The sequence below is a fragment of the Cupriavidus pauculus genome (genome assembly GCF_008801835.1).
GTDB classification, from domain to species: domain Bacteria; phylum Pseudomonadota; class Gammaproteobacteria; order Burkholderiales; family Burkholderiaceae; genus Cupriavidus; species Cupriavidus pauculus.
This window is the reverse complement of sequence record NZ_VZOW01000001.1, coordinates 301,375-323,207: the sequence shown is the minus strand read 5'-3', so window position 1 is coordinate 323,207 and position 21,833 is coordinate 301,375. Positions and strand designations below refer to the sequence as shown.

The 21,833-nt window shown below is 61.7% G+C and carries 19 protein-coding genes and 2 pseudogenes; 13 read left to right on the top strand and 8 right to left on the bottom strand.

Annotation, left to right across the window (positions count from 1 at the left end):
- The first annotated feature begins 81 nt into the window (after positions 1–81).
- Together F7R19_RS01405 and F7R19_RS01400 are read left to right on the top strand one after the other, a co-directional pair.
- Positions 82–768 (top strand): heavy metal response regulator transcription factor, encoded by a 687-nt coding sequence (locus F7R19_RS01405; RefSeq protein WP_061955179.1) that lies wholly within the window; start codon positions 82–84, stop codon positions 766–768.
- A complete protein-coding gene (locus F7R19_RS01400) occupies positions 765–2,117 on the top strand; it encodes a heavy metal sensor histidine kinase (RefSeq protein ID WP_150979115.1) in 1,353 nt (450 codons plus the stop codon). The genes F7R19_RS01405 and F7R19_RS01400 overlap by 4 nt, the downstream gene beginning before the upstream one ends.
- Before the next feature lie 35 nt (positions 2,118–2,152).
- Here the strand turns inward: F7R19_RS01400 and F7R19_RS01395 are convergent, their stop codons facing one another.
- From F7R19_RS01395 to F7R19_RS01380, 4 genes are all read right to left on the bottom strand, one after another.
- Entirely contained in the window at positions 2,153–5,263 is a 3,111-nt protein-coding gene (locus F7R19_RS01395) for an efflux RND transporter permease subunit (RefSeq protein WP_150979114.1), read from the bottom strand.
- 1 nt (position 5,264) lies between these two features.
- Positions 5,265–6,437 carry an efflux RND transporter periplasmic adaptor subunit gene (locus tag F7R19_RS01390; RefSeq protein WP_150979113.1) on the bottom strand — a complete coding sequence of 391 codons (1,173 nt, stop codon included), beginning with the start codon at positions 6,435–6,437 and terminating at the stop codon, positions 5,265–5,267.
- 292 nt (positions 6,438–6,729) lie between these two features.
- On the bottom strand, positions 6,730–7,437 hold the full coding sequence (locus F7R19_RS01385) for a pirin family protein (RefSeq protein WP_061955171.1): 708 nt from the start codon (positions 7,435–7,437) through the stop codon (positions 6,730–6,732).
- A gap of 84 nt (positions 7,438–7,521) precedes the next feature.
- Positions 7,522–8,286: an SDR family NAD(P)-dependent oxidoreductase gene (locus F7R19_RS01380; RefSeq protein WP_061955169.1), complete on the bottom strand. Its 765-nt coding sequence runs from the start codon at positions 8,284–8,286 to the stop codon at positions 7,522–7,524.
- A gap of 144 nt (positions 8,287–8,430) precedes the next feature.
- On the opposite strand from F7R19_RS01380, the gene F7R19_RS01375 reads away from it, so the two are divergent.
- On the top strand, positions 8,431–9,348 hold the full coding sequence (locus tag F7R19_RS01375) for a LysR family transcriptional regulator (RefSeq protein ID WP_061955167.1): 918 nt from the start codon (positions 8,431–8,433) through the stop codon (positions 9,346–9,348).
- 71 nt (positions 9,349–9,419) lie between these two features.
- Here the strand turns inward: F7R19_RS01375 and F7R19_RS01370 are convergent, their stop codons facing one another.
- A complete protein-coding gene (locus F7R19_RS01370; RefSeq protein WP_150979112.1) occupies positions 9,420–9,818 on the bottom strand; it encodes a VOC family protein in 399 nt (132 codons plus the stop codon).
- A gap of 318 nt (positions 9,819–10,136) precedes the next feature.
- Positions 10,137–10,433: a helix-turn-helix domain-containing protein gene (locus tag F7R19_RS01365; protein ID WP_170292547.1), complete on the bottom strand. Its 297-nt coding sequence runs from the start codon at positions 10,431–10,433 to the stop codon at positions 10,137–10,139.
- Positions 10,434–10,662: 229 nt separating this feature from the next.
- Between F7R19_RS01365 and F7R19_RS01360 the strand changes: the two genes are divergently transcribed.
- The 10 genes and pseudogenes from F7R19_RS01360 to F7R19_RS01325 all read left to right on the top strand — a co-directional run bounded on the left by F7R19_RS01360 (position 10,663) and on the right by F7R19_RS01325 (position 17,671).
- Complete coding sequence (locus tag F7R19_RS01360) at positions 10,663–11,238, top strand: hypothetical protein (protein ID WP_211922697.1); 576 nt, start codon at positions 10,663–10,665, stop codon at positions 11,236–11,238.
- Positions 11,238–12,350: a replication initiation factor domain-containing protein gene (locus tag F7R19_RS01355; RefSeq protein WP_150979110.1), complete on the top strand. Its 1,113-nt coding sequence runs from the start codon at positions 11,238–11,240 to the stop codon at positions 12,348–12,350. The genes F7R19_RS01360 and F7R19_RS01355 overlap by 1 nt, the downstream gene beginning before the upstream one ends.
- Positions 12,347–12,637, top strand: a complete 291-nt coding sequence (locus F7R19_RS01350) for a hypothetical protein (RefSeq protein WP_150979109.1) — start codon at positions 12,347–12,349, stop codon at positions 12,635–12,637. Before F7R19_RS01355 ends, F7R19_RS01350 begins: the two co-directional genes overlap by 4 nt.
- Positions 12,638–12,641: 4 nt before the next feature.
- Positions 12,642–12,800, top strand: coding sequence for a hypothetical protein (locus F7R19_RS29630; protein WP_170292546.1), 159 nt, complete (start codon positions 12,642–12,644; stop codon positions 12,798–12,800).
- Between the two features lie 56 nt (positions 12,801–12,856).
- The gene (locus F7R19_RS30445) at positions 12,857–12,991 is read left to right on the top strand and encodes a hypothetical protein (protein WP_263289490.1); all 135 of its coding nucleotides are present in this window, start codon (positions 12,857–12,859) and stop codon (positions 12,989–12,991) included.
- Positions 12,992–13,142: 151 nt separating this feature from the next.
- Positions 13,143–14,567: a hypothetical protein gene (locus F7R19_RS01345; protein ID WP_150979108.1), complete on the top strand. Its 1,425-nt coding sequence runs from the start codon at positions 13,143–13,145 to the stop codon at positions 14,565–14,567.
- Between the two features lie 11 nt (positions 14,568–14,578).
- Entirely contained in the window at positions 14,579–14,923 is a 345-nt protein-coding gene (locus F7R19_RS01340) for a DUF2523 family protein (RefSeq protein WP_150979107.1), read from the top strand.
- A 2-nt stretch (positions 14,924–14,925) separates the two neighbouring features.
- Complete coding sequence (locus tag F7R19_RS01335; RefSeq protein ID WP_150979106.1) at positions 14,926–15,189, top strand: hypothetical protein; 264 nt, start codon at positions 14,926–14,928, stop codon at positions 15,187–15,189.
- 1 nt (position 15,190) lies between these two features.
- A complete protein-coding gene (locus tag F7R19_RS01330; protein ID WP_150979105.1) occupies positions 15,191–16,411 on the top strand; it encodes a zonular occludens toxin domain-containing protein in 1,221 nt (406 codons plus the stop codon).
- A 595-nt stretch (positions 16,412–17,006) separates the two neighbouring features.
- A pseudogene (locus F7R19_RS01325) lies at positions 17,007–17,671 on the top strand (glutathione S-transferase family protein).
- Between the two features lie 57 nt (positions 17,672–17,728).
- On the opposite strand, the pseudogene F7R19_RS01320 reads toward F7R19_RS01325, so the two are convergent.
- Positions 17,729–19,608 (bottom strand): annotated as a pseudogene (locus F7R19_RS01320) (PhoX family protein).
- 288 nt (positions 19,609–19,896) lie between these two features.
- On the bottom strand, positions 19,897–21,606 hold the full coding sequence (locus tag F7R19_RS01315) for a SulP family inorganic anion transporter (RefSeq protein WP_150979104.1): 1,710 nt from the start codon (positions 21,604–21,606) through the stop codon (positions 19,897–19,899).
- Positions 21,607–21,833: the final 227 nt, after the last annotated feature.

Genomic DNA, 21,833 nt, shown 5'->3' with positions numbered 1-21,833 from the left:
GACCGAATTGTCATTCAGCGCCTATCAGATTTCTGTTAGAAACGATGTCCGGAACTGCGATTCCTATTGAAGAGACATCAAATGAAAATTCTGATTGTCGAAGACGAAATCAAGACAGCGGACTACTTGCGCAAAGGTTTGACAGAGAGCGGCTGCGTCGTCGATGTGGCAAACAATGGCATCGATGGCAGGCATCTGGCGGTGCAGAACGAATACGATGCGATTGTGCTTGATGTCATGCTTCCCGGTATCGATGGATTCGCCGTGCTGGAAGCGCTCAAGGCCTGCCGACAGACACCGGTGATCATGCTGACCGCGCGTGACAGGATCGAAGACCGCGTGAAAGGGCTGCAAGCGGGCGCCGATGACTACTTGATCAAGCCCTTTTCATTCCTGGAACTGCAGGCACGATTGCATGTGCTGGTCCGACGTGGCAGGCCGCAGGAAATGGTGCAGCTTCAAATCGCGGACCTCCATGTGGATCTGTTGGCGCGCAAGGCTTATCGCGGCAACGTCCGGCTCGATTTGACCGCCAAGGAATTCAATTTGCTCACCACGCTGGGCAGGCGCAAGGGAAAAATCCTGTCGAAGACAGAGATTGCGGAACTGGTGTGGGATATGAACTTTGACAGTCATACCAACGTGGTCGAGGTTGCGATCAAGCGGCTGCGGGACAAGATCGACGGACCGTATGACAACAAGCTGCTACATACCATTCGTGGCATGGGATACGTTCTGGAATCTCGGATCAACGATGTGACGCAATGATCCGCTCGATTGCATTCCGGCTCTCATTGCTGTTCGGTCTGGTCGGCCTTTTAGTGTTTGCGCTTTCCGGCATCGCCCTGTATCAAGGACTCCGTCATACGCTGGACCGGCAATTGGAAAGCGACCTGCGCGCGAAGCTGGAGGTGGTCCAGAATCTCGTCGAGAAAGTGCAGTCAGTCGAGCAGTGGGGCGAGTTGCGCGAAACGCTGACGATGTTGACCACCACGGATGGAAACACCCGATTCTGGATTTCCTGCAAGGATCCGTCCCTGAATTATGGGAAGAACTTTCCATCCGCGCTTCATACGCCAGGCGACAGCCGCATCAAGCAATGGGTGCTGGATGATCCGCGGCACCCGCTCAGAACCCTCGGGAAAATGCTGAAACCCCTGGTGGACCATCCCGAGATCCATCTGGTGGTAGGGGTCAGCACGACGCCGATAGCAGAGACGATGCACGCTTTCGCCGTGGGGCTGACGATCATCTGTTTATGCGGCATCATACTGGTCAGCGGACTCGGCTACTGGGTGGCGCGCGTTGGACTGCATCCGGTAGCGCAACTATCTGCTTCCGCGCAGGCACTCAGCGCGAGCAATCGGTCTCAACGTTTGCACCTCGTTCCGGCAGTCAGTGAGCTGACGCCGTTGGTCGCATCGTTCAATGGTGCGCTAGGCCGGCTTGAATCAGCCTACGCGCAGCTGGAAGGCTTCAGCGCCGATGTGGCACACGAGTTGCGCACACCGATAGGAAACATGCTCGGCGCCACGCAGGTCATGCTCACGCGCGAACGCAGCGCGGCAGATCTGCGCGATGTATTGCAGTCAAATCTCGAAGAGCTCGAACGTCTGCGTGCCATCGTCAATGACATGCTTTTTTTGGCCCGAGCGGACCAGGGAGAGGCGGCACAAACATTGAGGCAGACCAGGCTGTCCGACGAAGTGAAAAAGACGGTTGAATTCCTGGCGCCATTGATCGACGAGAAGGCGTTAACGGTTCAAACAGACGGAGACGTTGAAGCACTGGTGGACCAAGCGCTGTTCCGGCGAGCGATGACCAACCTGCTGCACAACGCGATCCAGTACTCGTCCCCCGGGTCCGATGTGCGTGTAACGATGCGGGCCGGCGGCGAGGGCGCTGAAATTGCGGTGTCGAACGTGGGTACCCAAATCGCAGCGGAACACCTGAATCGTTTGTTCGACCGCTTCTACCGCATCGACTCATCGCGAGCGAGCGGTGCAGACAGCCATGGCCTCGGCCTCGCGATCGTGAAGGCGATAGCACACATGCATGGCGGCACCGTTTTCGCCAGCAGTAGCGAAGGCATCAACACCTTTGGTATGAGAATTTGAGCCAGTATGTTTGCTCCTCGTGCCTTGCCGTCGCACTATTCCGTGGCAATTGATGTCTGCTGCGATGGCACGGGTTTCCGACGGTAGCGCGATAGCCTGTCAAGTCCCAGGTAGACCACTGGCGTGGTGAAGAGCGTCAGCATCTGGCTCAACAACAAGCCCCCGACCACGGCCACGCCGAGCGGCTGGCGCAGCTCGGCGCCGGTGCCGACGCCGAGCATTAGCGGTACGGCGCCGAGCAACGCTGCCAGCGTGGTCATCATGATGGGACGAAAGCGTGTGAGCGCGGCCTCATAGATGGCCTGTCCAGGACTGATACTGCGCGCGCGCCGCGCTTCGAGCGCGAAATCGATAAGCAGGATGCCGTTCTTCTTGACGATGCCGATCAGCAGGATCACGCCGATCAGCGCCATGATCGAGAAGTCAAAGCCGCCGAGCCACAGGAAGGCGAGCGCGCCAATGGCGGCCGACGGCAACGTGGACAGGATGGTCAGCGGATGGACCAGGCTCTCGTACAGGACCCCGAGGATCAGGTACACGGCGAGCAGCGCGGCCAGGATCAGTCCCGCCTGACCAGCCAGCGCTTCCTGGAATGCCTGCGCAGAACCGAGGAATGTGCCCTGGATTGAGGCGGGCATGCCGATGCGCCGACGTATCTCATCGATCCGCGTCACGGCGTCGCCGAGCGGCGCTCCCGGCGCCAGGTTGAACGATATGTTCACGGCGGGCAACAAGCCGTGGTGCAGGATCGAAACCGGCCCGGCCCTTGGCGCGGCGATGGTGACGATGGCCGACAGCGGCACCATTTCGCCGGAAACAGGCGAGCGCAGGCGCAGCGATTGAAGCGTCTCGATGTTGCCTCGGCCGTCGCCGTCCACTTCCAGCACCACCTGGTACTGGTTGGTATCGGTCTGGAATTCATTGATCTGGCGCTGGCCGAATGCGTTGTATAGCGCATCGTCGACATCGCTTGCGGTAAGACCTAGACGCGCGGCAGCTGCGCGATCAATTTGCAGATGAATGACGTTGGCGCCAAGCTGGAGATCGCTGGACAAGTCTCGGTAAAGAGGCTCCTTCTGTAGTGCAGCGACCAGGCGCTGCGACCATGTGTACAGGTCGCCCGTATCGTTCGCCTTCAACACATATTGATACTGGGCGCGCGGCTGGCCCGCGCCGATGTTGATGTCCTGCGCGGCGCGCAGGAAAAGCTGGATGCCGGGAATGGCGGCCAGCTTGGGCCGCAGCCGATCGATCAGCGCACTAGCGGAAACGTCGCGGTCCGAGCGGTCCTTGAGCACGATCCAGAAGCGCCCGTTGGCCAGTGTCTGACTGCCACCGGTCATGCCCACTGACTGGGTGACTGTGAGCACGGCAGGATCGGCACGGATAATGTCGGTCAGCGCACGGTGCTTCTCAAGCATGGCTGTGTATGGCACATCGGCGGCTGCCTGGGAGATGCCTACGATAAACGCCGTGTCCTGCAGCGGAAAAAAGCCCTTTGGCATCAGCACGAAGCCGGCTGCACTGAGGCATACGGTGATGCCGAACACGCCCAGCATCAGGCCTTGTCGGCGCAGGCACCAGCGCAGTCCAGTGGCGTATCGCTGCACCAGCCATGCGGACAGCCGGGACTCCTTGAACTCAACGCCGTGCGCACTCCGACGCATGGCTACCGCAGCCAGCGATGGTGCCAGCGTCAGTGAAATGACCACCGAGATCAGGATGGCCACGGCAGAGGTCAGCGCGAACTCGCGGAACAGTCTGCCGACCACGCCGGACATGAACAGGAGCGGAATGAACACCGCTACCAGTGACAGGCTGATTGTTGAAATGGTCGAGCCGACTTCTTCTACACCGCGCAGCGCGGCTTGTCGTATGCTCAGGCCGGCTTCCTGGTAGCGATGAATGTTCTCGATCACGACAATGGCGTCATCGACGATAAATCCCACCGCCACCACCACAGCGACGAGCGTCAGATTGTTCAGGCTGAAACCCATCACGTACATGGCCGCAAAGGTGCCCGCCAGGGACACGACCAGCACCGCCGCGACGACCAGTGTGGCAGCCAACTGGCGCAGGAACAGCGCCATCACGCCGACTACCAACGCGATGGTGATCAGCAGTGTCAACTCGACCTCGTGCAGGGACGCGCGAATGGTGCGGGTGCGGTCGTTGGTGATCTCGACTTGAATGGCCGCGGGCAGCGCTGCGCGCAGGGCAGGGAGCGCGCGTGAGATGCGGTCATATGTGGCGACGATGTTGGCGCCCGGTTGGCGCATGATCGACAAGGCGACACCTGGCCGGCCGTTGGGAAACGCGTTCACGTAGGCATCCTCCGGGCCCAGCGTGACCTGTGCCACATCCTTCAGGAATACCGGGCTGCCTCCGCGCCAGGCCACCACGAGGTCGCCGTAGGCGCCCGGGTCGAGCAACTGACCGTTGGTGTGGAGCGTGCTCACGCGCGTGTTGCCATACAGCGCGCCTTTCGGCGCATTGCGGCTGGCGGCGCGTACGGCGGCGCGGATGTCCGCCAGCGTCAGGCCAATGCCCGCGAGCGCCACGGGCGACGCCTGCACGCGAATCGCCGGTCTGCGCAGGCCGGTGGTCGTGATCATTCCCACGCCGGGCAATTGGCCGAGTTCGCGCACCAGAACACGTTCGGCATAGTCGCTGACCTCGGTCAGCGACAGCGAATCGGAATGCACGCCAATGATCGCGACCGGGCTGTCGGCTGGGTTGACCTTGCGCCAGGTCGGCATGGACGGCATGTCAGGCGGCAACCTGCTGCTAGCGCGGTTGATCGCCGCCTGTACGTCCTGCACGGCGCTGTCGAGCCGTGTATCCAGCGTGAATTGGAGGACGATGCTGGCCGAGCCCAACGCGCTGGTTGACGTCATCTCCGCAATGCCAGGTATCGCACTGAACTGGACCTCAAGCGGGGTGGCGACTGACGACGCTATGGTGTCGGGACTGGCTCCGGGCAGTAGCGCGTTGACCTGGATGGTTGGCACTTCCACCTCGGGAAGCGGTGCGACGGGCAACTGGAAGTAGCTAACGACGCCCAGCAAAACCAGCGCTATGGCGAGCAAGACGGTGCCGATCGGATGATCGACGAACCAGCGATAAAGGGTGGCGCGTTCTGTCACGTCAGATTCTCGCCTTCGTGGTGGCAATTGGAACGGTCACGCGCGCGCCAGGGCGCAGACGCGACTGTCCGTCCGATACCAGTTGGTCGCCGGCGGTCACGCCCTCGATCACGACTTGCTGCCGGTCCTGGTAGAGGACGTTGACCGGTACGATTTCCACTGTGCTGTCTTGCTTCACGCGGAACACATACGGTTTGTCCTGCTCGCCGTAGCGGAGCACCGCAGGCGTGGCAACCAGCGCGTCGCGCAGAATTCCCGTCTGCAGATGCACGGTCACGAACTGGCCAGGCCAGAGCTGACCAGCACTGTTATCGAACTCAGCCTTGACGCGTACCGCGCCATTGCCTGCTCCCACGCGGCTGTCGATCACCAGCAGTCGACCGTGCGCCACGGGCGCCCCGGCTTGGCGAGATATCGCTTGCACAGCGGCCGGCTTGTCTGCGTGAATCAGACTCTGTAGGACAGGAAGCGCCGACTGTGGCATGGCGAACTCCACCGTTATCGGTGTGATCTGCGTGACTGAGAACAGCCCCTCAGTGTCATTCATCCGGACCAGATTCCCTTCATCGACATTGCGCAAACCGACCCGTCCAGAAATCGGCGAGCGTATCCGCGTGTAAGACAGCCGCACTTCCTCGGCGGCTATCGCGGCGCGATTGCCTTGCGCAGTCGCCCGAAGCTGTTCCACCAAGGCGAGTTGCCGTTCGAGTGTCTGGCGCGGGATAGCGTCGTCGCCGATCAAAGTCTGGTAGCGCTTCAGATCCAGTTCTGCTATCCGCAGTTGTGCCTGGGTCATCTCCAGCGTGGCACGGGCTTGCTTGAGTGCCGCCTGGATAGGGCGGTCGTCCAGGGACGCCAGCAACTCTCCCTTTGTGACCTGCTGACCCTCGACCACATGGAGGCCTGTGAGATGGCCATCGATTTGCGCCCGTACCACGACGTCGCGCAGCGAACGTACCGTGCCGACACTCTCCGCCTGGCGCGGCACATCTCGAACCTCCACGCGAGACAGCAGTACGGGAACGGGTGGCGGCAACGCAGCGGGCGCGGGCGACCGGCTCGATTGGCTGCGCTTGGCGAGGCCCAGCGTGCCGAGCAGGATCAGTGCGAGGGCGGAAAACGCCAGCGCCGCGCGGCGCGAGCGGATGGGGATCGGGATGGTCGACAATTGCATTCTGGGCAGGCCATTGCGGGCATGAGTCGTTAGCCAGCAACTTATAACGGAAGCCCGCTGACGCTACGCTGACGTCACGTTGACAGTTGTGATGGGCGGCGGCCAGCGCGTGGCGATGTGAACGATGTGGGCGGATATCGCGGGATCGCCACGCGGGATATGCGTCGGATTCCTACCGCAAAAACTGCGATACAGAGCTACCAAACCGAGTCTTGCGGAAAGCGCGGAAACGCGGAAAGCGCGGAAACCAAGGAGGAATGTCGTCGCGCCCGACCCAGACGGCACGATATTTCTACCGCAAAAGCTCGACTATCACGACATCGGTGTCATCTCGCGCAACGATCGTAAGCTGCGCTTCATCGCTGACGACGACGCCATCGCGCGGCGCGAGCCGGACCGGCCCTACGTCAACCCGACCATGATCGGCAACCAGATACGCCGAACCTGACGTTGACAACCTGTGATGCACCACCGTGCCTTCGCGTAGCGTGGCGATGCGCACACGCGCGTCGGCATTGACAGGAAGCGCCCCCGCGCACACATCTTTTGGGTCGCCACTCGCCAGTGTGACGAAGCGACCTTCGCGACAACCGCGCGAACAGATGCGTGCCCCCCAACGCGGCGTGCCACCCGGCGTACGCGGATGCAGCCAGATCTGGAATAGCAGCGCCGGCACATCCCCCTCGTTGCGCTCGGTATGATGGATCGCGGCGCCCGCACTGATCGTCTGCACGGAATCGGCAACGAGCCGCGCGCGATTGCCCGCGTCGTCTTCATACGTGATCGCACCCGAACGCACCCACGTCACGATCTCCACGCCGCGGTGAGCATGGAGGTCGAAGCCCGAGTGCGGCGCGAACGCATCGTCGTTCCACACGTAGAGCGCGCCGAGCGGCGTATGGTCGGCGCGTCCGCATTCGCCGAAGCGGAAATGCAGTCGCGTATCGAGCCAGTCGCGTTTCACTGCGCCAAGCGAAAGGTACGGACGATGTTCGAACATGACGTGTATCCGCTCAAGACGCGCGTACGCGCGTCGGGCGTGGATGCGATCGGCGAAGACCGCATCCACGCACCTGGGCTGCGCTTAGATCTGCTGCTGCCCGCCATCGACAAACAACTCGATGCCGTTCACAAAGCTCGCGTCGTCGGACGCAAGGAACAGCGCAGCGCTCGCGATCTCGCCGGGCTCGCCGAGGCGCCCCATGGGGATCTGGGCAGCCAGGTAATCGGCAAGACCCTGGCGTTGGGCTGCATCGTCACCGGCGAGGTCGAGCAGGCCGGGCGTGCGCGTCGCACCCGGGCTGATTGTATTCACGCGGATGCGGCGATCCTTCAGATCGAGAATCCAGCTGCGTACGAAGGCGCGCACCGCAGCTTTCGAAGCCGAATACACGCTGAATGCAGCCGTGCCCGCGCTGCCTGCCGTTGAACCGGTAAGAATCACCGACGCTCCTTCGGCGAGCAGCGGCAACGCTTTTTGCACCGTAAAGAGCACGCCCTTCACATTGCGATCAAAGGTGTCGTCGTAGTGTTCTTCGGTGATGCTGCCAAGCGGCAGCATCGTACCGCCGCCAGCGTTCGCGAACAGCACGTGCAGATGCCCCTGTTCTTCCTTGATTTGCGCGTAGAGCGCGTCGAGTTCACCCAGCTTTGTGGAATCAACACGTACCCCCGTCGCATTTCCGCCTGCTTCGCGGATGCTCTTCACCGCGGCATCCAGTTCGGCCTGACGGCGGCCGGTGAGGTAGACGTGTGCGCCTTCTGCCGCGAAACGCTGCGCGGTGGCAAGGCCGATGCCGCTGGTTGCGCCGGTAACGAGTGCAATTTTGTTGTCGAGCTTGCGTGCCATGGTGCTTCTCCTTTCGTTTGGTAAATGGATGACTGCGTTCGGTGTTGCGTGCTGCGATGTAAGGAGAATATCGACGCCCAGAGCTTTTCGAAATAGAATTGATTGCAATCCAACGTTGCAAAAATGAAAAGATGAGAGAGGGAAATGGCGAAGCTGCCTGATTTCGAAGGACTTGCCATGTTCGCGAAGGTCGCCGAGGAAGGATCGTTCGCGGCAGCGGCGCGCGCGATGGGCGTGTCGGTGGCGACGGTCTCGCGCGGCGTGGCCCGTCTCGAAGACCGGCTGGGCGCGCGGCTCTTCAACCGTACGTCGCGCCAGCTCTCGCTCACCGAGTTCGGCCGGACGATCTGCGAGAAGGCAGGGGAGATCTATCGTCAGGCCGAAGAAGCAGAAAGCGCCGCGCGTGAGATGTCGGTGCAGCCGCGCGGACTGGTGCGGCTGGCTGTACCGATGTCGTTCGGGCTGCGCTGGGTCGCGCCCCTGTTGCCCGAGTTCTTTCGCGCGTACCCGGAGGTGTCGATCGACCTGCATCTTTCGGATGCGTCGGTCGATCTGGTTGCCGATGGATTTGACGCCGCACTGCGCATTGCCGCGCTGCCTGATTCGTCGCTGGTGGCGCGTCGCCTGTGCGCGGTGACACAATTCGTGGTGGCGTCGCCCGCGTACCTGAAGCGCGAAGGGCGGCCCGCGCATCCGCGTGAACTGGCGGACCGGCCATGCCTTTCATACGCGTATCGCGCGCGCAGCGATGTGTGGCGCTTCACGAACGCTGCGGGCGAGGAAGAGCCGGTCATGCCGACCGGTCCGTTGCGCGTAACCAATTCCGATGCGCTGCTTCCCACGCTGCTCGACGGCCTGGCGATCGCCGAGCTGCCCGAATTCATCGCCGGCGAATATCTGGCCGATGGCCGCCTGGAAGCGATCCTTACCGACTGGTCGCTGACGAAGGGCGGTCTTTACTTCGTCACGCCATCGGCGCGCGCACGTCCTGCGAAGGTGGCCGCGCTGTCCGATTATTTTGCGGAGCATCTCTCGGAGCCGTCATGGCGATGGCCAAAGTAACGCGTTGGCGAGGTTGAGCCCACTGTCTGGACGGCGGAGCATCATTGCGGTTTTGCAGTGATGGGCTCAGGCTAATCCGCTGCCGGGGTGTGACAACAAACGCAAATCTTATTTCCGTCGGGGTCCCGAAAGTACGCGCCATAGTAGTGTGCGTGGTACTGGGGCCGCGGGCCAGGTGCTCCTTCGCAGGACCCGCCATTTGCCAGCGCGCTGGCATGCACCTTGTCGACAGTGCGGCGATCGGGAGCAAGCAACGCGACCATCTGGCCATTTCCACAACGTGCAGGATTTCCATCATATGGCTTGCCGATCAGGAATAGCGGGCGTGGCGCGTCTGCCGCCATCCAGCCTGCCATAGCGGTATCTCTCTCGCAGAACTTCAACGTCAGGCCCATTTCTTCCATCACGGCCAAATAGAAATTGAAGGCACGGTCAAAGTCGGTAATGCCAACGAAAACGTGTGAAATCATCTCGATCTTCCCGGAAGGTGAACAGTACTATTAAGCATCATAACGGCGTCCGTCATTTCGGAGTTTCAGTCGCGTCGCTCGCGCATTGCGCCCGATATCGGTGAATTCCAAGGGCTGCTCAGGGTCGCAAGGCCACGCCCGGCGCTTCAAGTTGTCCCTGCAGGCGATGAATCCGGTCGACTACCGGCACCGCTTGGGAATCGGAAACTGAATCAGTCCAAGAAATCGTCCGCACCCCGGAACCGGACATTACAACTTTGCCGCTACACCACGTATGTGCATAATCTTCGCAGAGTTAAGCCAAGCTTTAGACTGCTGTCAGCACGCCGGAACCCAGTCCCGGCGCGGCTTGACGAGTGACAGCAGCGCATTAAAACCCTCGGAAATTTTTTCCAAAACTCCCTTCTTTTTCGCGTCTTCTTCGACCAGCGCCATGAACATTTCGCGCGGGTCCACGCCCGCTTCCTTAGCCAGCATGAAAGCAGTCAGGTAATCGGGCATGCGCTTGCCCGAGCAGTAGTTGTGCAGCGTCGACTGAGGGAGACCAAGCTCCTTTGCTGCCTGTAGCACGCTGCGACCATGCAGCGCGCGTTGAATAAGTTCCGTATAGCTCATTACCCCTCCTTCGTAGGGTGTCCCGTTTCCACGAACGTGGTAATTTTCGCTTCCACAAACGTGGTAATCACGTTCGTGGAATGCAAGCCGGAGCATAGCCGGTAAACGGGAAGGGGTAAACGATGGTCGTTGTGGTCACGACACTGGCAGCGCTCGCTGCCGCACGGCTCGGCTGGCATGCCGCTCGCTGGCTCGCCGCTGAAATCCTCGGCCCGGTGTGGGGTGCTTGATGTCGGCCGATATCGCTGTGCTGTTTGCACGAGCTGACAGCAACTACAAGGATCTGCCCGGTTGCGACGTGTGGGACTTCGAGCGCAACGCGCTGAACTGGCCGGGCGGCACGCCGGTCATTGCCCATCCGCCGTGCCGTGGCTGGGGCCGCATGCGGCAGTTTGCACAGCCGCGCGAGGGCGAGAAGGAACTGGCCCTGTGGGCCGTCGACCAGGTGCGCAGCTTCGGCGGCGTGCTTGAGCATCCGGAACGCTCGACCCTCTGGGGCGCGGCCGGCTTGCCTGATGTCGGCAAGCGCGATGCGTTCGGCGGCTGGACGCTGGGTATTCATCAGCATGAATTCGGCCACCGGGCCGAGAAGGCCACGTTCCTCTACATCGTCGGCTGCGAGCCGGCGAACCTGCCCGACATGCCATTGCGCCTGGACGAACCGACGCACTGCATCCGTCCCACGAGATCGTATCCCCGCAAGCCTTCGGTGACGAAGGCCGAGCGCGAGCATACGCCGCCCGCTCTTGCCGCCTGGCTGTGTGAAGTCGCGCGCCGCGCCGGCGTATCGAAAGGAATTCTGTGATGGCACTCAGGCACGTCAACCCAAAGACCGGCGAAATCATCTGTGCACCTGGCGCGCTGCGCACGCTCGGTGAGGTTGTGCTGGACGTTCTTCAGCCTTCGCGTCTCGATGGCTCGTCCCCCCGTCCTGTAACACGGGGGGAATTGGAACTTGCCGATGGTCTCGACGGTGTTAAGACGAAAATCGACTGGCTGCACGCTTCTTGGCAGGTCAAAGGCACCGATGGCGATCCGGTCTGGGTGCGCGACATGATCTTCACCGAGGGGTTCAAGTTCATCCGTCGGGAGGGCAAAGGCCTTTTCGGCTTCGCAGAGTCGGAAGACGTGATGTTCTCGGTCGGCGGCGAATTGCAGCGCGTCGCTGTGCTGGCATGGGGCGGGCAGGGCAAGCAGGCGGACATGGCTTTCCTGCAGATTACTGGCACTGGCTGCAATGCGCTGCACCTGAATGAGGATCGTCTCGACCGCGAGAACCTGCGGACGGTCTTGCAGTCCGTGGACGCCACGATCACGCGCCTGGACATCTGCTTCGACACCGAATCTCTGGGCGTGCTGGATTGCTGGTCGGCGTATCAGGCCGGCCGCTTCAACGCCTATGGTGGGCGCGGCACGCAGCCGTCGTACGACCAGGCCGGCGACTGGCTGGAGCATCAGGGCAGGGGCCGCACGCTCTATATCGGCAAGGCGAAGAACGGCAAGCTGATCCGCTGCTATGAGAAGGGCAAGCAGTTGGGTGACCCGGATTCGCCCTGGCTGCGGCTTGAGGTGCAGTGGGGCAATCGGGATCGTGTGATTCCGTTCGATGCTCTGGTCGATACAGACGCCTATTTTGTCGGTGCCGCCGATTTTTTCTCGACTGTCTTGGCTTCCGTCCCGCGCATGGTCAAGACGATTTCTAAGGGCGCGGCCATCGTGGCGGAAAAGCTCGTGCACCACGGGCGAGAGGCTTACGGCCGGCTGATCCATCAGCTTGTGCAGGCCAAGCTTTCTGCCGATCAAATCGTTTCCATGTTGCGCCGAGAGGGCGCACCTAAGCGCATGGTGCCGTTCGTCCTGAACGATCAGGCCGGCACCTTCTTTCCAAGTGGGTATTTCGAGAGGGTCATGTCATGAGTGAAGCTGCACAGCAACCGAAGATGGGTGTCAACCAAGCGTTGATCTCGGGGCGTATCGAGGAGTCGACCGCGCTGGATAACGGTGGCTTTGATACGGCCATCGCCATGCCGGCGCAAGACGAGTTTTCGTCGCCGTCGTTCATCCACGTGTATTCGGACAAGCGCATCGGCCAGAAGGGCGAATTGGTTCGGGTGATGGTCGATGTGCGCGGCTTCCGGCAGCGCATCAACGGCAAGCAGGGCGTGTGGGTGAAATACACGAACACGCTGCGCGCTGTGCAGTAACGCCATGGCCGAAACCTGCTGCACGGCCGAGCAGCTTGCCCTCATCGGCATCAATGCCCAGGACATTGCGTACGCCTATGCCTGGGGTTTCGGGGCCGTCCTTACCGCCTGGTTTTTCGGGTTCTGCGTCGGCGTTGCAGTGGACGTGATTCGCAAGGCTTAGGGCATTTGCCCAACCGGCGCCAGGGCGGTTTCCCTGGCATTTTCGGGAGATCCCAAATGGCAGAAATCTTTGCAGCTGTTGACCTGTCGGCCGTCGCCACTTTCGTTGGTGGTGCCGGCGTTCTGATCGTCGGTATTGCCCTGGCTTACAAGGGCATCAGCCTGGCGAAGCGCGCCGTTTCGAAGGCTTAAACGGGGCTGTCATGACAGGGGCACTGGTGGCGCTGTTCTATGTCCTGGTGGCGATGCTCGGCGGCATCAGTGCCCTCTGTTTCCTTTTGGCGTTCAGGGGGCGCGCAACGTGAATAAACGTCACATGGGATGGTTAATAACAGGGCTTGCGATGGCCCTGTTTTTCATTGGACAGGCGCACGCTGTCGATACGTGGATCACGTTCGATGAGAACGGCAACATCATCGGGTCATCGAGTGCAGCGCAACGCAGTCAGTTGTTGCGTGATCTCAGTGCTTACAACAGCGGCCGGGCCCCGATGCCTGCGAACGCCATGATTAATGGCGGGATGGTCACGATGGAGCGTGCCGCGACGATGCAGCTTGGTGCCGGATCTGGCCTCGGGTCTGCCGTGCGTGTCGCGCTCAAGGATATTGTCACGTCGCCTGTCGCATCGATTGGCAAGGGTGTCGCCAGTGTTGCTAGGGCCACGCCTGCCGGTATTGCTGGGACCGTTGCGGCCTCTATCTTGCTCGATGCCGGTATCAGTTGGGTCAACGGTCAGTGGACCAAGGCCGGAGTTCCTGAGCAAGCACCCAATGGCACGCCCTATCCGTCGTCTATGGGTTACTGGGAGGTGGCTGGCAATTACAGGAGCGGTTCATATGAGCAGTCTTGCTCTATGTACGCGGCGGGGATCACTGGTGGTCAGTTCACTTACAGCTATTCCGGGTTTCGATCTGTCGCCCTCAATACCGGCTACTGTCAGCTTCGCCGCGTTCATGTGCCAAGCGGTGAGGTCGCAACCGTAGAACAGCAGGCTGTCCAGCGTCCTGGTTGCGCTTCTGGTCATACGTTGTCGAATGGCACTTGTTATCCCCCTGGCTATGTCCCGCCCAAGGATTCCGCGCCGGCGACGGATGCACAGATCCAACAGGCTGTTACTGATGGTCTTTCCAGGAATCCTTCACAGGCCATGGACGTGCTCAAGAACATCTACGACAACGGTGGATGGGTGCCCTTGGACGTCGCTGACTCGGCCGGTTGGACCCTTCCGACTACGCCGGTCAAGGGGCAACCGTCTACCACCACCAGCAATAGCACTGCACCTAATGGTGATTCGCTCACTACCACCAGGACGACGACACCCACGCTCAACCTGGGCACGACTGGCAACACGGCCGGCAACAACGGTATTACCTACAACGTCACGAACAACACGACCACGACTACGACCAACAACACCACTGGTCAGACGTCTACCGAGACCGAAACTCAGGACGCTCCTATCACCTTCACTGATGCGGCGATGCCGGATCTTCCCAAGCTCTATACGCAGAAGTATCCCGAGGGTCTGGCTGGCGTTTGGCGGTCCAGTGCGCCGGACGTGCAGAACACCCAATTCTTCCAGGGCGTGAAGTCGATGTTTCCGAGCTTTGGCGCGGGGCAGTGCCCGGTCTGGCGGATGAACTTCGCCATTGGGAAGATGGGCAATTTTGGCACTGGCGATCTCACTGTGCCGTGCTGGATCTTCCAGGCGCTTGGGCTCGTCGTCCTTGCTACAGCGGCCTTCACGGCCCGGAAAATCATTTTCTGAGGGGGTATCTCATGGGCGCGTTTTTCACCGCGATCCTGGCGAAGTTTGCCGCTCTGGCTTCCTGGCTTGGATCGCTCGTTGTCGCCGCCTTTGCAGCGTTCTGGCTGCTCGGCACCGACCTGGTCTGTTGGGTATTTGAAAGTGTTCTTAAGTTGACCGGCACCTTGCTAAACGGCTTGCCTGGCACTGACGCATTTCAGGCTCTCAATCCTGCGCAGTACATCAGTGCCGCGCCGGCCGAGCTGGTCAACATCATTGGTTTGCTGAGGGTCGGTGAGGCCCTGGCGATCATCCTGGGCGCGATATCGATCAAGTTGCTCTTGCAGCTCGTGCCCTTCACACGTCTCGGGAGTTAGTCATGGATCTGTTCGGTTTTAAGCGACGCGCCTTGATCTCTAAGCTCATGGATTTGGCTGCGGATTACCAGGCTGAATACGACGAGTCACGGGATGCTTTTAACGACCTGGCGGCTGAGATCACCAGTCGCGAGGATTACCACTTCGAGAACGAATTTGGCGACAACGATTGGGACCAGCAGCTTGAGGAATTTGCCGCGCGCTCATATGCCGCGATGATTAAGCTTGAGCTCATCCAGGAACGCATTGAAGCCTTGGAGGCGTGAAATGATCAATCTCCTCTTGGGCGCGCCTGGTGGCGGCAAGAGTTATGAGGCTGTCGCGTTTCATGTGTTGCCTGCTCTCAATGCTGGCAGGCGCGTTATCACGAATCTGCCGCTTGTCCTGGATGAGTTTCCACCGGAACAGCGTGCGTTGCTTGAGCTCCGTTCCCATGCAAAAGGTAAGGCGGAGCGTCGCTCTGGCCTGGCCAGCGTCCTGGGCGACTCTGCAGACGACGAGATCTTCACCAGGCCGTTTTCGACGGTTGAGTGCTATGGCGACCCATGGCGGCACCCTGATAGCGGCTCTGGGCCGCTCTACGTCATCGATGAGGCGCACATGTGCCTTCCCAGGGAAGGTACCGGCCGTAAGGTGCGTGAGTGGTACGCGATGCATCGTCACGAGCTGGCCGACGTCCTCTTGATCACGCAGAGCCATGGCAAGGTTTCCAAGGACATCGTTGACCTGGTGCAGGTTTGTTACCGCGTTCGTAAGGCGACTGCCTTCGGCTCCAACAGTGGTTATGTCCGCAAGGTTTTGGATGGCGTCAGGGGCGAGGTGGTCAATACCTCGGTCCGGAAATACGACAAGCGTTACTTCAAGTTCTACAAGTCGCACACCAAGAGTAGCCAGGCCGGCGCAGAGCTAGCTGCTAATGACATCGTTCCCCTCTGGAAGCGGTGGCCATTTCTCGGCCTGGGCATCTGTGTTTGTTTGTTCCTGGTCTTGTTGGGGAGTGGTAAGCAAATGAACCCGCTCAAGCCTCCACAGCACCAGGCCAAGGCGATTCGTTCCAGCTCCGCTACACCTGGTCAGCCTGTCGCTCCGGCCGCGGCTCCGCATAGCCCCGCAGCCGCGCGCACGGAGGAGCACGGCGATAGGGGCGGCGCGGTGCCCGTGCCTGATCGCAAGGCTCCCCAGGTGGCCGGTCCCTTTGCTGGGCTCGGCGTTCACCTGATGGGGCGCGTTAGGCTTGCGTCGGGCCGCGAAGTGTATTCCCTGGTGATGTCTCAGAACGGCCAGCGGATCTTTTCCACGAACTCCGATGAGCTGGTGGAGGCAGGCTACAAGGTCAAACGTGTCAGCGACTGCGCCATGGCGTACAGCTATCACGATGTTGATATGGTGGCTGTTTGTGACGCACCGCAGGTCGGCGTTACACCAGGGGAGGGCGTTATTGCCGACCGTCCACGGCCGCAGGTAGCCGAGGTAAGTTCGTCGTCTTGAAAGGCTCGATGAGGGCGTCTAGCGTCAGGAGTGTCTGCGCGCTTGTCCGCACGATAGAGCGCGACTGCAACGGTCCTGTGCTCGTATCCGTTCCGGCCTCTAAGGCCACTCCGCAGACCGAGTAGCGGGCGGTGCGATGCGGCTCCGATCGGAGTCGTGTCGCTCGCCCGGCTACCCCTCATTGCAAGCCAGCTACTGCGGATACACACCGAATATCTCCCTGTGAATCCGCATCGCCTCAACCTCCCGCAACCGCAGTGTGTCAATGGTCCACGCCGGTATCGGGCGTCTTCCGGACTGCCAATCCCTGATTGTCCTGTCGCATCTACGCAATAGACGGCACAGATATTTTCGTGGTAACCCCGCTGCGTGCTTTTCGAATTCGTTCGCACTGACCCAGCGCCTGGACGGGTTTTTCATCTCGTCTCCGGCAACAAAAAAGCCAGCACCTTATGCGCTGGCTTCTGGTTTTTGAACCCCCGGTTTGGGGGCTGGCATTTGACGTAATGACTTCCTTTTTGACCCCCAAGCTGGCTCAACTCTATGCGTATAATCTTCGTTATGTTAAATAATAAATCCACCCCCAAAATCCCCCATGAACACACCCCAGCCCCCCCTCATCACGGCCTTTGAACGATCGCCCGATGGCGGTCGGGGGCTTGCGCGGGATACGCGGGTGCGTTGGGCGCTCGAGGAAGTTGGCGTGGCTTATGGCGTCCGGCATGTCTCGTTCGGGGCGATGAAACAGCCTGCGCATCTGGCGCTGCATCCGTTTGGGCAGATTCCTACCTTTGAGGAAGGCGATCTGGTTCTGTTCGAGACCGGCGCGATCGTGCTCCATATTGCCCAGCGCTATCCGGGGTTGTTGCCCGACGATGGCAATGCCCGCGCCCGTGCGATTGCGTGGATGTTTGCCGCGCTCAACACTATGGAGCCGCCGATTCTGGAGCTTGGGGTCGCCAAGTTTCTGGAGGGCGACCGGCCGTGGGCGGCGGAGCGGCTGCGCTGGTCATGGGTCGGATCCGCGATCGGCTGGTGCAACTGTCCGCGCACCTTGGCAAGTCGGACTGGCTCGACGGTGAGTTCAGCGCGGGCGATCTGATGATGGTGTCGGTGCTGCTGCGGCTACGGCCGTCGGGGCTGCTGGACGAATTTCCAAATCTCGCGGCCTACGTCGGCCGGGGCGAAGCGCGGCCCGCGTACCAGCGGGCCTTCGACGCGCAACTGGCGGATTTCAATGCCGCCAATCCGGCAGGCTGAGAAGAACCAGGACCAATAGCGCCGCCGAGTCGTTTCAGACTCCGCAGCGCCCTGCCCTCAGGCGCCTACTGGCTTGCCTTCGCGATGCCGCACCACCACCGTCGACGAGCGCGACGGGAGGTTGGCGTCGGGCCAGTTTCCGCCAGCCGAGCCGGTGCCGGTCGGGTGCTGGATGTTGATGAAGAACGTGGTCAGATCCGGCGTATAGGCCAGGCCGGTGATCTCGCATCCCACCGGGCCGACCAGCAGACGCCGCACCTCCTTCGTTACCTGATCGACGTAATGCATCGAGTTGGCGCCGAAGATGTTCGTGACGGAAGATCCCGTGCCGGCGTCGGTTTGCACCCAGAGGCGTCCCTTCGGATCGACACGGATGCCATCGGGGCTGCTGAAAGTCGCGCCGACCATGTTCCCCTTGAGATTGGCGGCGGCAATCGACGGATCGCCGGCCAGCAGCAGGATTTCCCACTTGAACTTGGTGGCCAGCGGGCTATCGCCGTCCTCGCGCCAACGGATGATATGGCCGTGCGAGTTGTTCGGGCGCGGGTTGGCGGCATCGGTCTGGACGCGGCTGCCGTTGTTGGTCAGCGTGCAGTACACCGTCCGATCCTGACCGACCGTGATCCACTCCGGGCGGTCCATCAGCGTGGCGCCGGCAACGCGGGCCGCGGCTTTGGTGTTGACCAGCACATCGGCCTGGGTATTGAAATCGACGTTCACCGGCGTGACGACGCCCGGCGCGGCCTGGGTCCAGTTGCCGGGGTCCGACGCGCCGGCGACGAGACCGTTCTTGCCCTGGGTCAGTTCGACCCATTCGCCCGTGCCGTCGCCGTTGAACTTGGCCGCGTAGAGCGTGCCGGTGTCGAGCAGGCTGGCGTTGTTCAGGCGATTGGTGGCGTCGAACGCGGCGCTCGGGATGAACTTGTAGATGCAGCCCGGCGTGCCGTCGTCGCCCATGTAGAAGGCCACGCGGTTATCGGCCGTGGTCATGAACGCGGTGTTCTCATGATCGAAGCGGCCCATAGAAGTGCGCTTCACCGGCAGGCCACTCAATTGCTGGAGCGGATCGATCTCGACCACCCAGCCGTAGCCCTGCTCTGCCTGGGTCGGATCCAGATAGTTGTCGGTGGTTTCGTCAGGTAGGTGCCCCACGGCGTATGGCCGCTGGAACAATTGTTGAGCGTGCCGATGACCACCGGTCCCACCGTCGTGGCGGCCGGGCCGGAGACGCGATACGCGGTATTGCCCGAGTAACGCTTGTTGTACAGCGAGTTGCGCTTGACGCCCCACTTGCCGGCAACGAGTTCGATCTCGATCACGGACACACCGACCGACGACAGCACGAGACGCTTCTGTTCGGGCGTCGCCGTGGCGGCGTTGTACGAGCCGGACATCAGGATTGCGGCATCCGGCGCTTCGTGATTGATCACCAGCAGGCCGCCCTTTTGCGGATCGACGCCCGGGATTTCGAAAAAGTGCATGCCGTCGTGATTGCCACCGGCCTGCTGTTCGGTTTCCATCGACGTCTGAAATGCGCCCTTGTACCCGACCGCGCCCGGCGCAACCGGATCGCCGGCGGAGAACAGCACATAGGTTTCGTAGGTCGCGGGCACGGTCACCTGGTTGGCCGTGATCTTCGCATCGAGCCCCTTGAAGGTGACGCTGTAATCGAGCGGCTGCTGCGGCGTGGGGCCAGGTGTCGGGGCCGGTGCGGGACCCGGCGCAGGAGCGGGCGCGGAATTGTCGTCGCCGCCGCAGGCCGCGAGCAGCGAGCCGCCGCCGAATGCCGACAAGAGCGACATACCAAGGCTGCCGCGCAGCACGCGGCGGCGGGCCGGGTTGGCTGCCACCAGTTCTTCGAGCGTCTGGCCCGGAACCGTCTTGATGCCTTCGGCTTCGCGACGCGGTGCGCGCAGTTCGTCAGTGATATACGACATGCTTCCTCCAGTCTTTGCGGGGCAGGCGCTCGTTGCATGCAGAGCACCCGGTTTCGGGATCAGCCGCAGATACTAGGGAAGTGATGTGTCGGTTTCGTTACTGAATGACTGGACAATCAGTCAGATAGTCAGATGCCCGGACGGGACGGTGAGATTCGGGCCGCTCAATCCAAGCCCTTCGATCCTCGGCGATACACGCCAGGCGTTTGGGATGGCAGGCGCCGATTCGCCGACGATCGCTGCATCGGCGCCCTTCCCTGCGCTCGTTCCGACTTTGGCCCAACGCCATTACGGATCGCCCGCCGCGAGATAGTCGTCCACCGCACTGCCCACGGTCGGATGGAAGCGGTCATCGCCGAACACATCGGTCAGTTCGAAGCGCCGGAGCTTGTCGCGCACCGGGTCCTTCATCTCGGCGAAATGTAGTGCGATACCGTCTTCGGCCAGCGCTTGCGCAAGTTCGCGCAGCATGTCGGCCGACGTCACGTCGACGCTGGTCACGGGTTCGGCGGCAACTACCACGCGGCGCACCGGCGTAGGCGCCGCCGCGACGGCTTCCAGCAGCCGCTGCTGGAACAGCTCGGCATTGGCGAAGAACAGCGGCGCATCCCAGCGGAACAGCACCAGCCCGGCAATCTGCTCGCCATGCGGATATCGCTGCAGGTCGTGGTAGCCGCGCAGGCCCGGCACGCGGCCCAGCACGGCAAAATGCGGCCGCCATCCATCCCACAGGAATTCGATGATCGCCAGCGCCACCGCGATGCAGATGCCGGGGATGGCGCCGAACGCCGCCACCGCGACGAAACACAGCATCGATAGCCAGAACTCCCATTGCTGGATGCGGAAGATGCGCTTGAGATCCTTGAACTCGAACAGGCCGAGGGCCGCGGCGATCACCACGGCAGCCAGCGCGCTGTGCGGCAGATCGCGCAGCAGTTTGGGCGCGAACATCAGCAGCACGGCCACCGCGACCGCGCCGACCACCCCGGTCAGCTGCGTGCGCGCGCCGGCGGCTTCCGCCACGGGCGTGCGCGACGCACTACTGCTGACCGGAATCCCCTGGAAGAACCCCGCCGCCAGGTTGGCAACGCCCAGCCCGACCATTTCCTGGTTGGGATCCACATGCACGCGTGCGCGCGCGGCGAACGTGCGCGAGAGCACGCTGGTGTCGGCAAAGGCAATCAGTGCCACCGTACAGCCGCCCAGCACGATCTTGACCAGATCCGCCCCCTCGAACCATGGCACCACAAACACCGGCAAGCCTTGCGGAATCTCGCCCAGCACCTTCACGCCGAATGCGTCCAGATCGAAAACGATGACCGCCAGCGTGGCCAGCACCACCGCGATCAGCAGCCCGGGAATGCGCAGGAAGCGCTTGAGCAGCAGGATCACCGCCAGGCTGCCCGCTCCTACCGCAAAGCTGTACCAGTTGGCCTTGCCGGCGAAGATCGACTGGGCCAACTGCCATAGTTCGGCAAGCGGTCCTGCGTCGTCGACCTTGATGGCAAACAGCTTGGGAAGCTGACTGACCAGCACGGTCAGCGCGATGCCGTTGGTGTAGCCATAGCGAATCGGCTTCGATAGCAGTTCCGTGATGAATCCCAATCGCAGCAGCCCCAGCGTGATGCAGAACACGCCCGCGACGATTGCCATCAGGCTGGCCGTGGCGATCGCGCGAGCCGGGTCTCCGGCCGATGCGCTGAGCACCACGGCAAGGATCGGTGCGGCCAGCGCGGAGTCCGGGCCGAGCACAAGGATGCGGCTCGGGCCAAACAGCGCATAGGCCAGCAGCGGGACAATCGTCGCGTACAAGCCGTAGACGCCCCCCACGCCCGACGCCTCCGCGTAGGCGATCCCGACCGGCACCAGCATCGAGGTCAGCACCAGCCCGGCCGCCAGATCGCGCGGCAACCAGGCAGCCTGATACCCCTTCAGTATCGCGATGCCGGGAAGCCAGCGCAGTGCGCCGTCCAGCGATGCGGGTGGATGCAATGCCATGGCCGTGTGCGATCCGTTTTGCCTCGATCAGGTTTCGATGATAGTCATCCACTACCTTTGCATCGCGGGCCCCGATTTGCCATTGGACTTTGGACTCACGACGCCGCGCGCGCCGCGGGCGCGGGGAATTGCGGTATCCCTTTGGGCCAATTGAGCGTCACGCCTTCGCGCACTACGTTGACTATCGAGAACGAGTACGACGCGATCTTCGCGTCGGCTTACGTCAT

Excerpts from the sequence above, each read along its gene's own strand:
- F7R19_RS30445 (WP_263289490.1), top strand. The coding sequence starts at position 12,857 with ATGGCAGAAATCTTTGCAGCTGTTGACCTGTCGGCCGTCGCCACTTTC.
- F7R19_RS01375 (WP_061955167.1), top strand. The coding sequence starts at position 8,431 with ATGGCGAAGCTGCCTGATTTCGAAGGACTTGCCATGTTCGCGAAGGTC.
- F7R19_RS01405 (WP_061955179.1), top strand. The coding sequence starts at position 82 with ATGAAAATTCTGATTGTCGAAGACGAAATCAAGACAGCGGACTACTTG.
- F7R19_RS29630 (WP_170292546.1), top strand. The coding sequence starts at position 12,642 with ATGGCCGAAACCTGCTGCACGGCCGAGCAGCTTGCCCTCATCGGCATC.
- F7R19_RS01365 (WP_170292547.1), bottom strand. The coding sequence starts at position 10,433 with ATGAGCTATACGGAACTTATTCAACGCGCGCTGCATGGTCGCAGCGTG.
- F7R19_RS01330 (WP_150979105.1), top strand. The coding sequence starts at position 15,191 with ATGATCAATCTCCTCTTGGGCGCGCCTGGTGGCGGCAAGAGTTATGAG.
- F7R19_RS01385 (WP_061955171.1), bottom strand. The coding sequence starts at position 7,437 with ATGTTCGAACATCGTCCGTACCTTTCGCTTGGCGCAGTGAAACGCGAC.
- F7R19_RS01345 (WP_150979108.1), top strand. The coding sequence starts at position 13,143 with ATGGCCCTGTTTTTCATTGGACAGGCGCACGCTGTCGATACGTGGATC.
- F7R19_RS01390 (WP_150979113.1), bottom strand. The coding sequence starts at position 6,437 with ATGCAATTGTCGACCATCCCGATCCCCATCCGCTCGCGCCGCGCGGCG.
- F7R19_RS01380 (WP_061955169.1), bottom strand. The coding sequence starts at position 8,286 with ATGGCACGCAAGCTCGACAACAAAATTGCACTCGTTACCGGCGCAACC.
- F7R19_RS01350 (WP_150979109.1), top strand. The coding sequence starts at position 12,347 with ATGAGTGAAGCTGCACAGCAACCGAAGATGGGTGTCAACCAAGCGTTG.
- F7R19_RS01335 (WP_150979106.1), top strand. The coding sequence starts at position 14,926 with ATGGATCTGTTCGGTTTTAAGCGACGCGCCTTGATCTCTAAGCTCATG.
- F7R19_RS01400 (WP_150979115.1), top strand. The coding sequence starts at position 765 with ATGATCCGCTCGATTGCATTCCGGCTCTCATTGCTGTTCGGTCTGGTC.
- F7R19_RS01315 (WP_150979104.1), bottom strand. The coding sequence starts at position 21,606 with ATGGCATTGCATCCACCCGCATCGCTGGACGGCGCACTGCGCTGGCTT.
- F7R19_RS01370 (WP_150979112.1), bottom strand. The coding sequence starts at position 9,818 with ATGATTTCACACGTTTTCGTTGGCATTACCGACTTTGACCGTGCCTTC.
- F7R19_RS01340 (WP_150979107.1), top strand. The coding sequence starts at position 14,579 with ATGGGCGCGTTTTTCACCGCGATCCTGGCGAAGTTTGCCGCTCTGGCT.
- F7R19_RS01355 (WP_150979110.1), top strand. The coding sequence starts at position 11,238 with ATGGCACTCAGGCACGTCAACCCAAAGACCGGCGAAATCATCTGTGCA.
- F7R19_RS01360 (WP_211922697.1), top strand. The coding sequence starts at position 10,663 with ATGTCGGCCGATATCGCTGTGCTGTTTGCACGAGCTGACAGCAACTAC.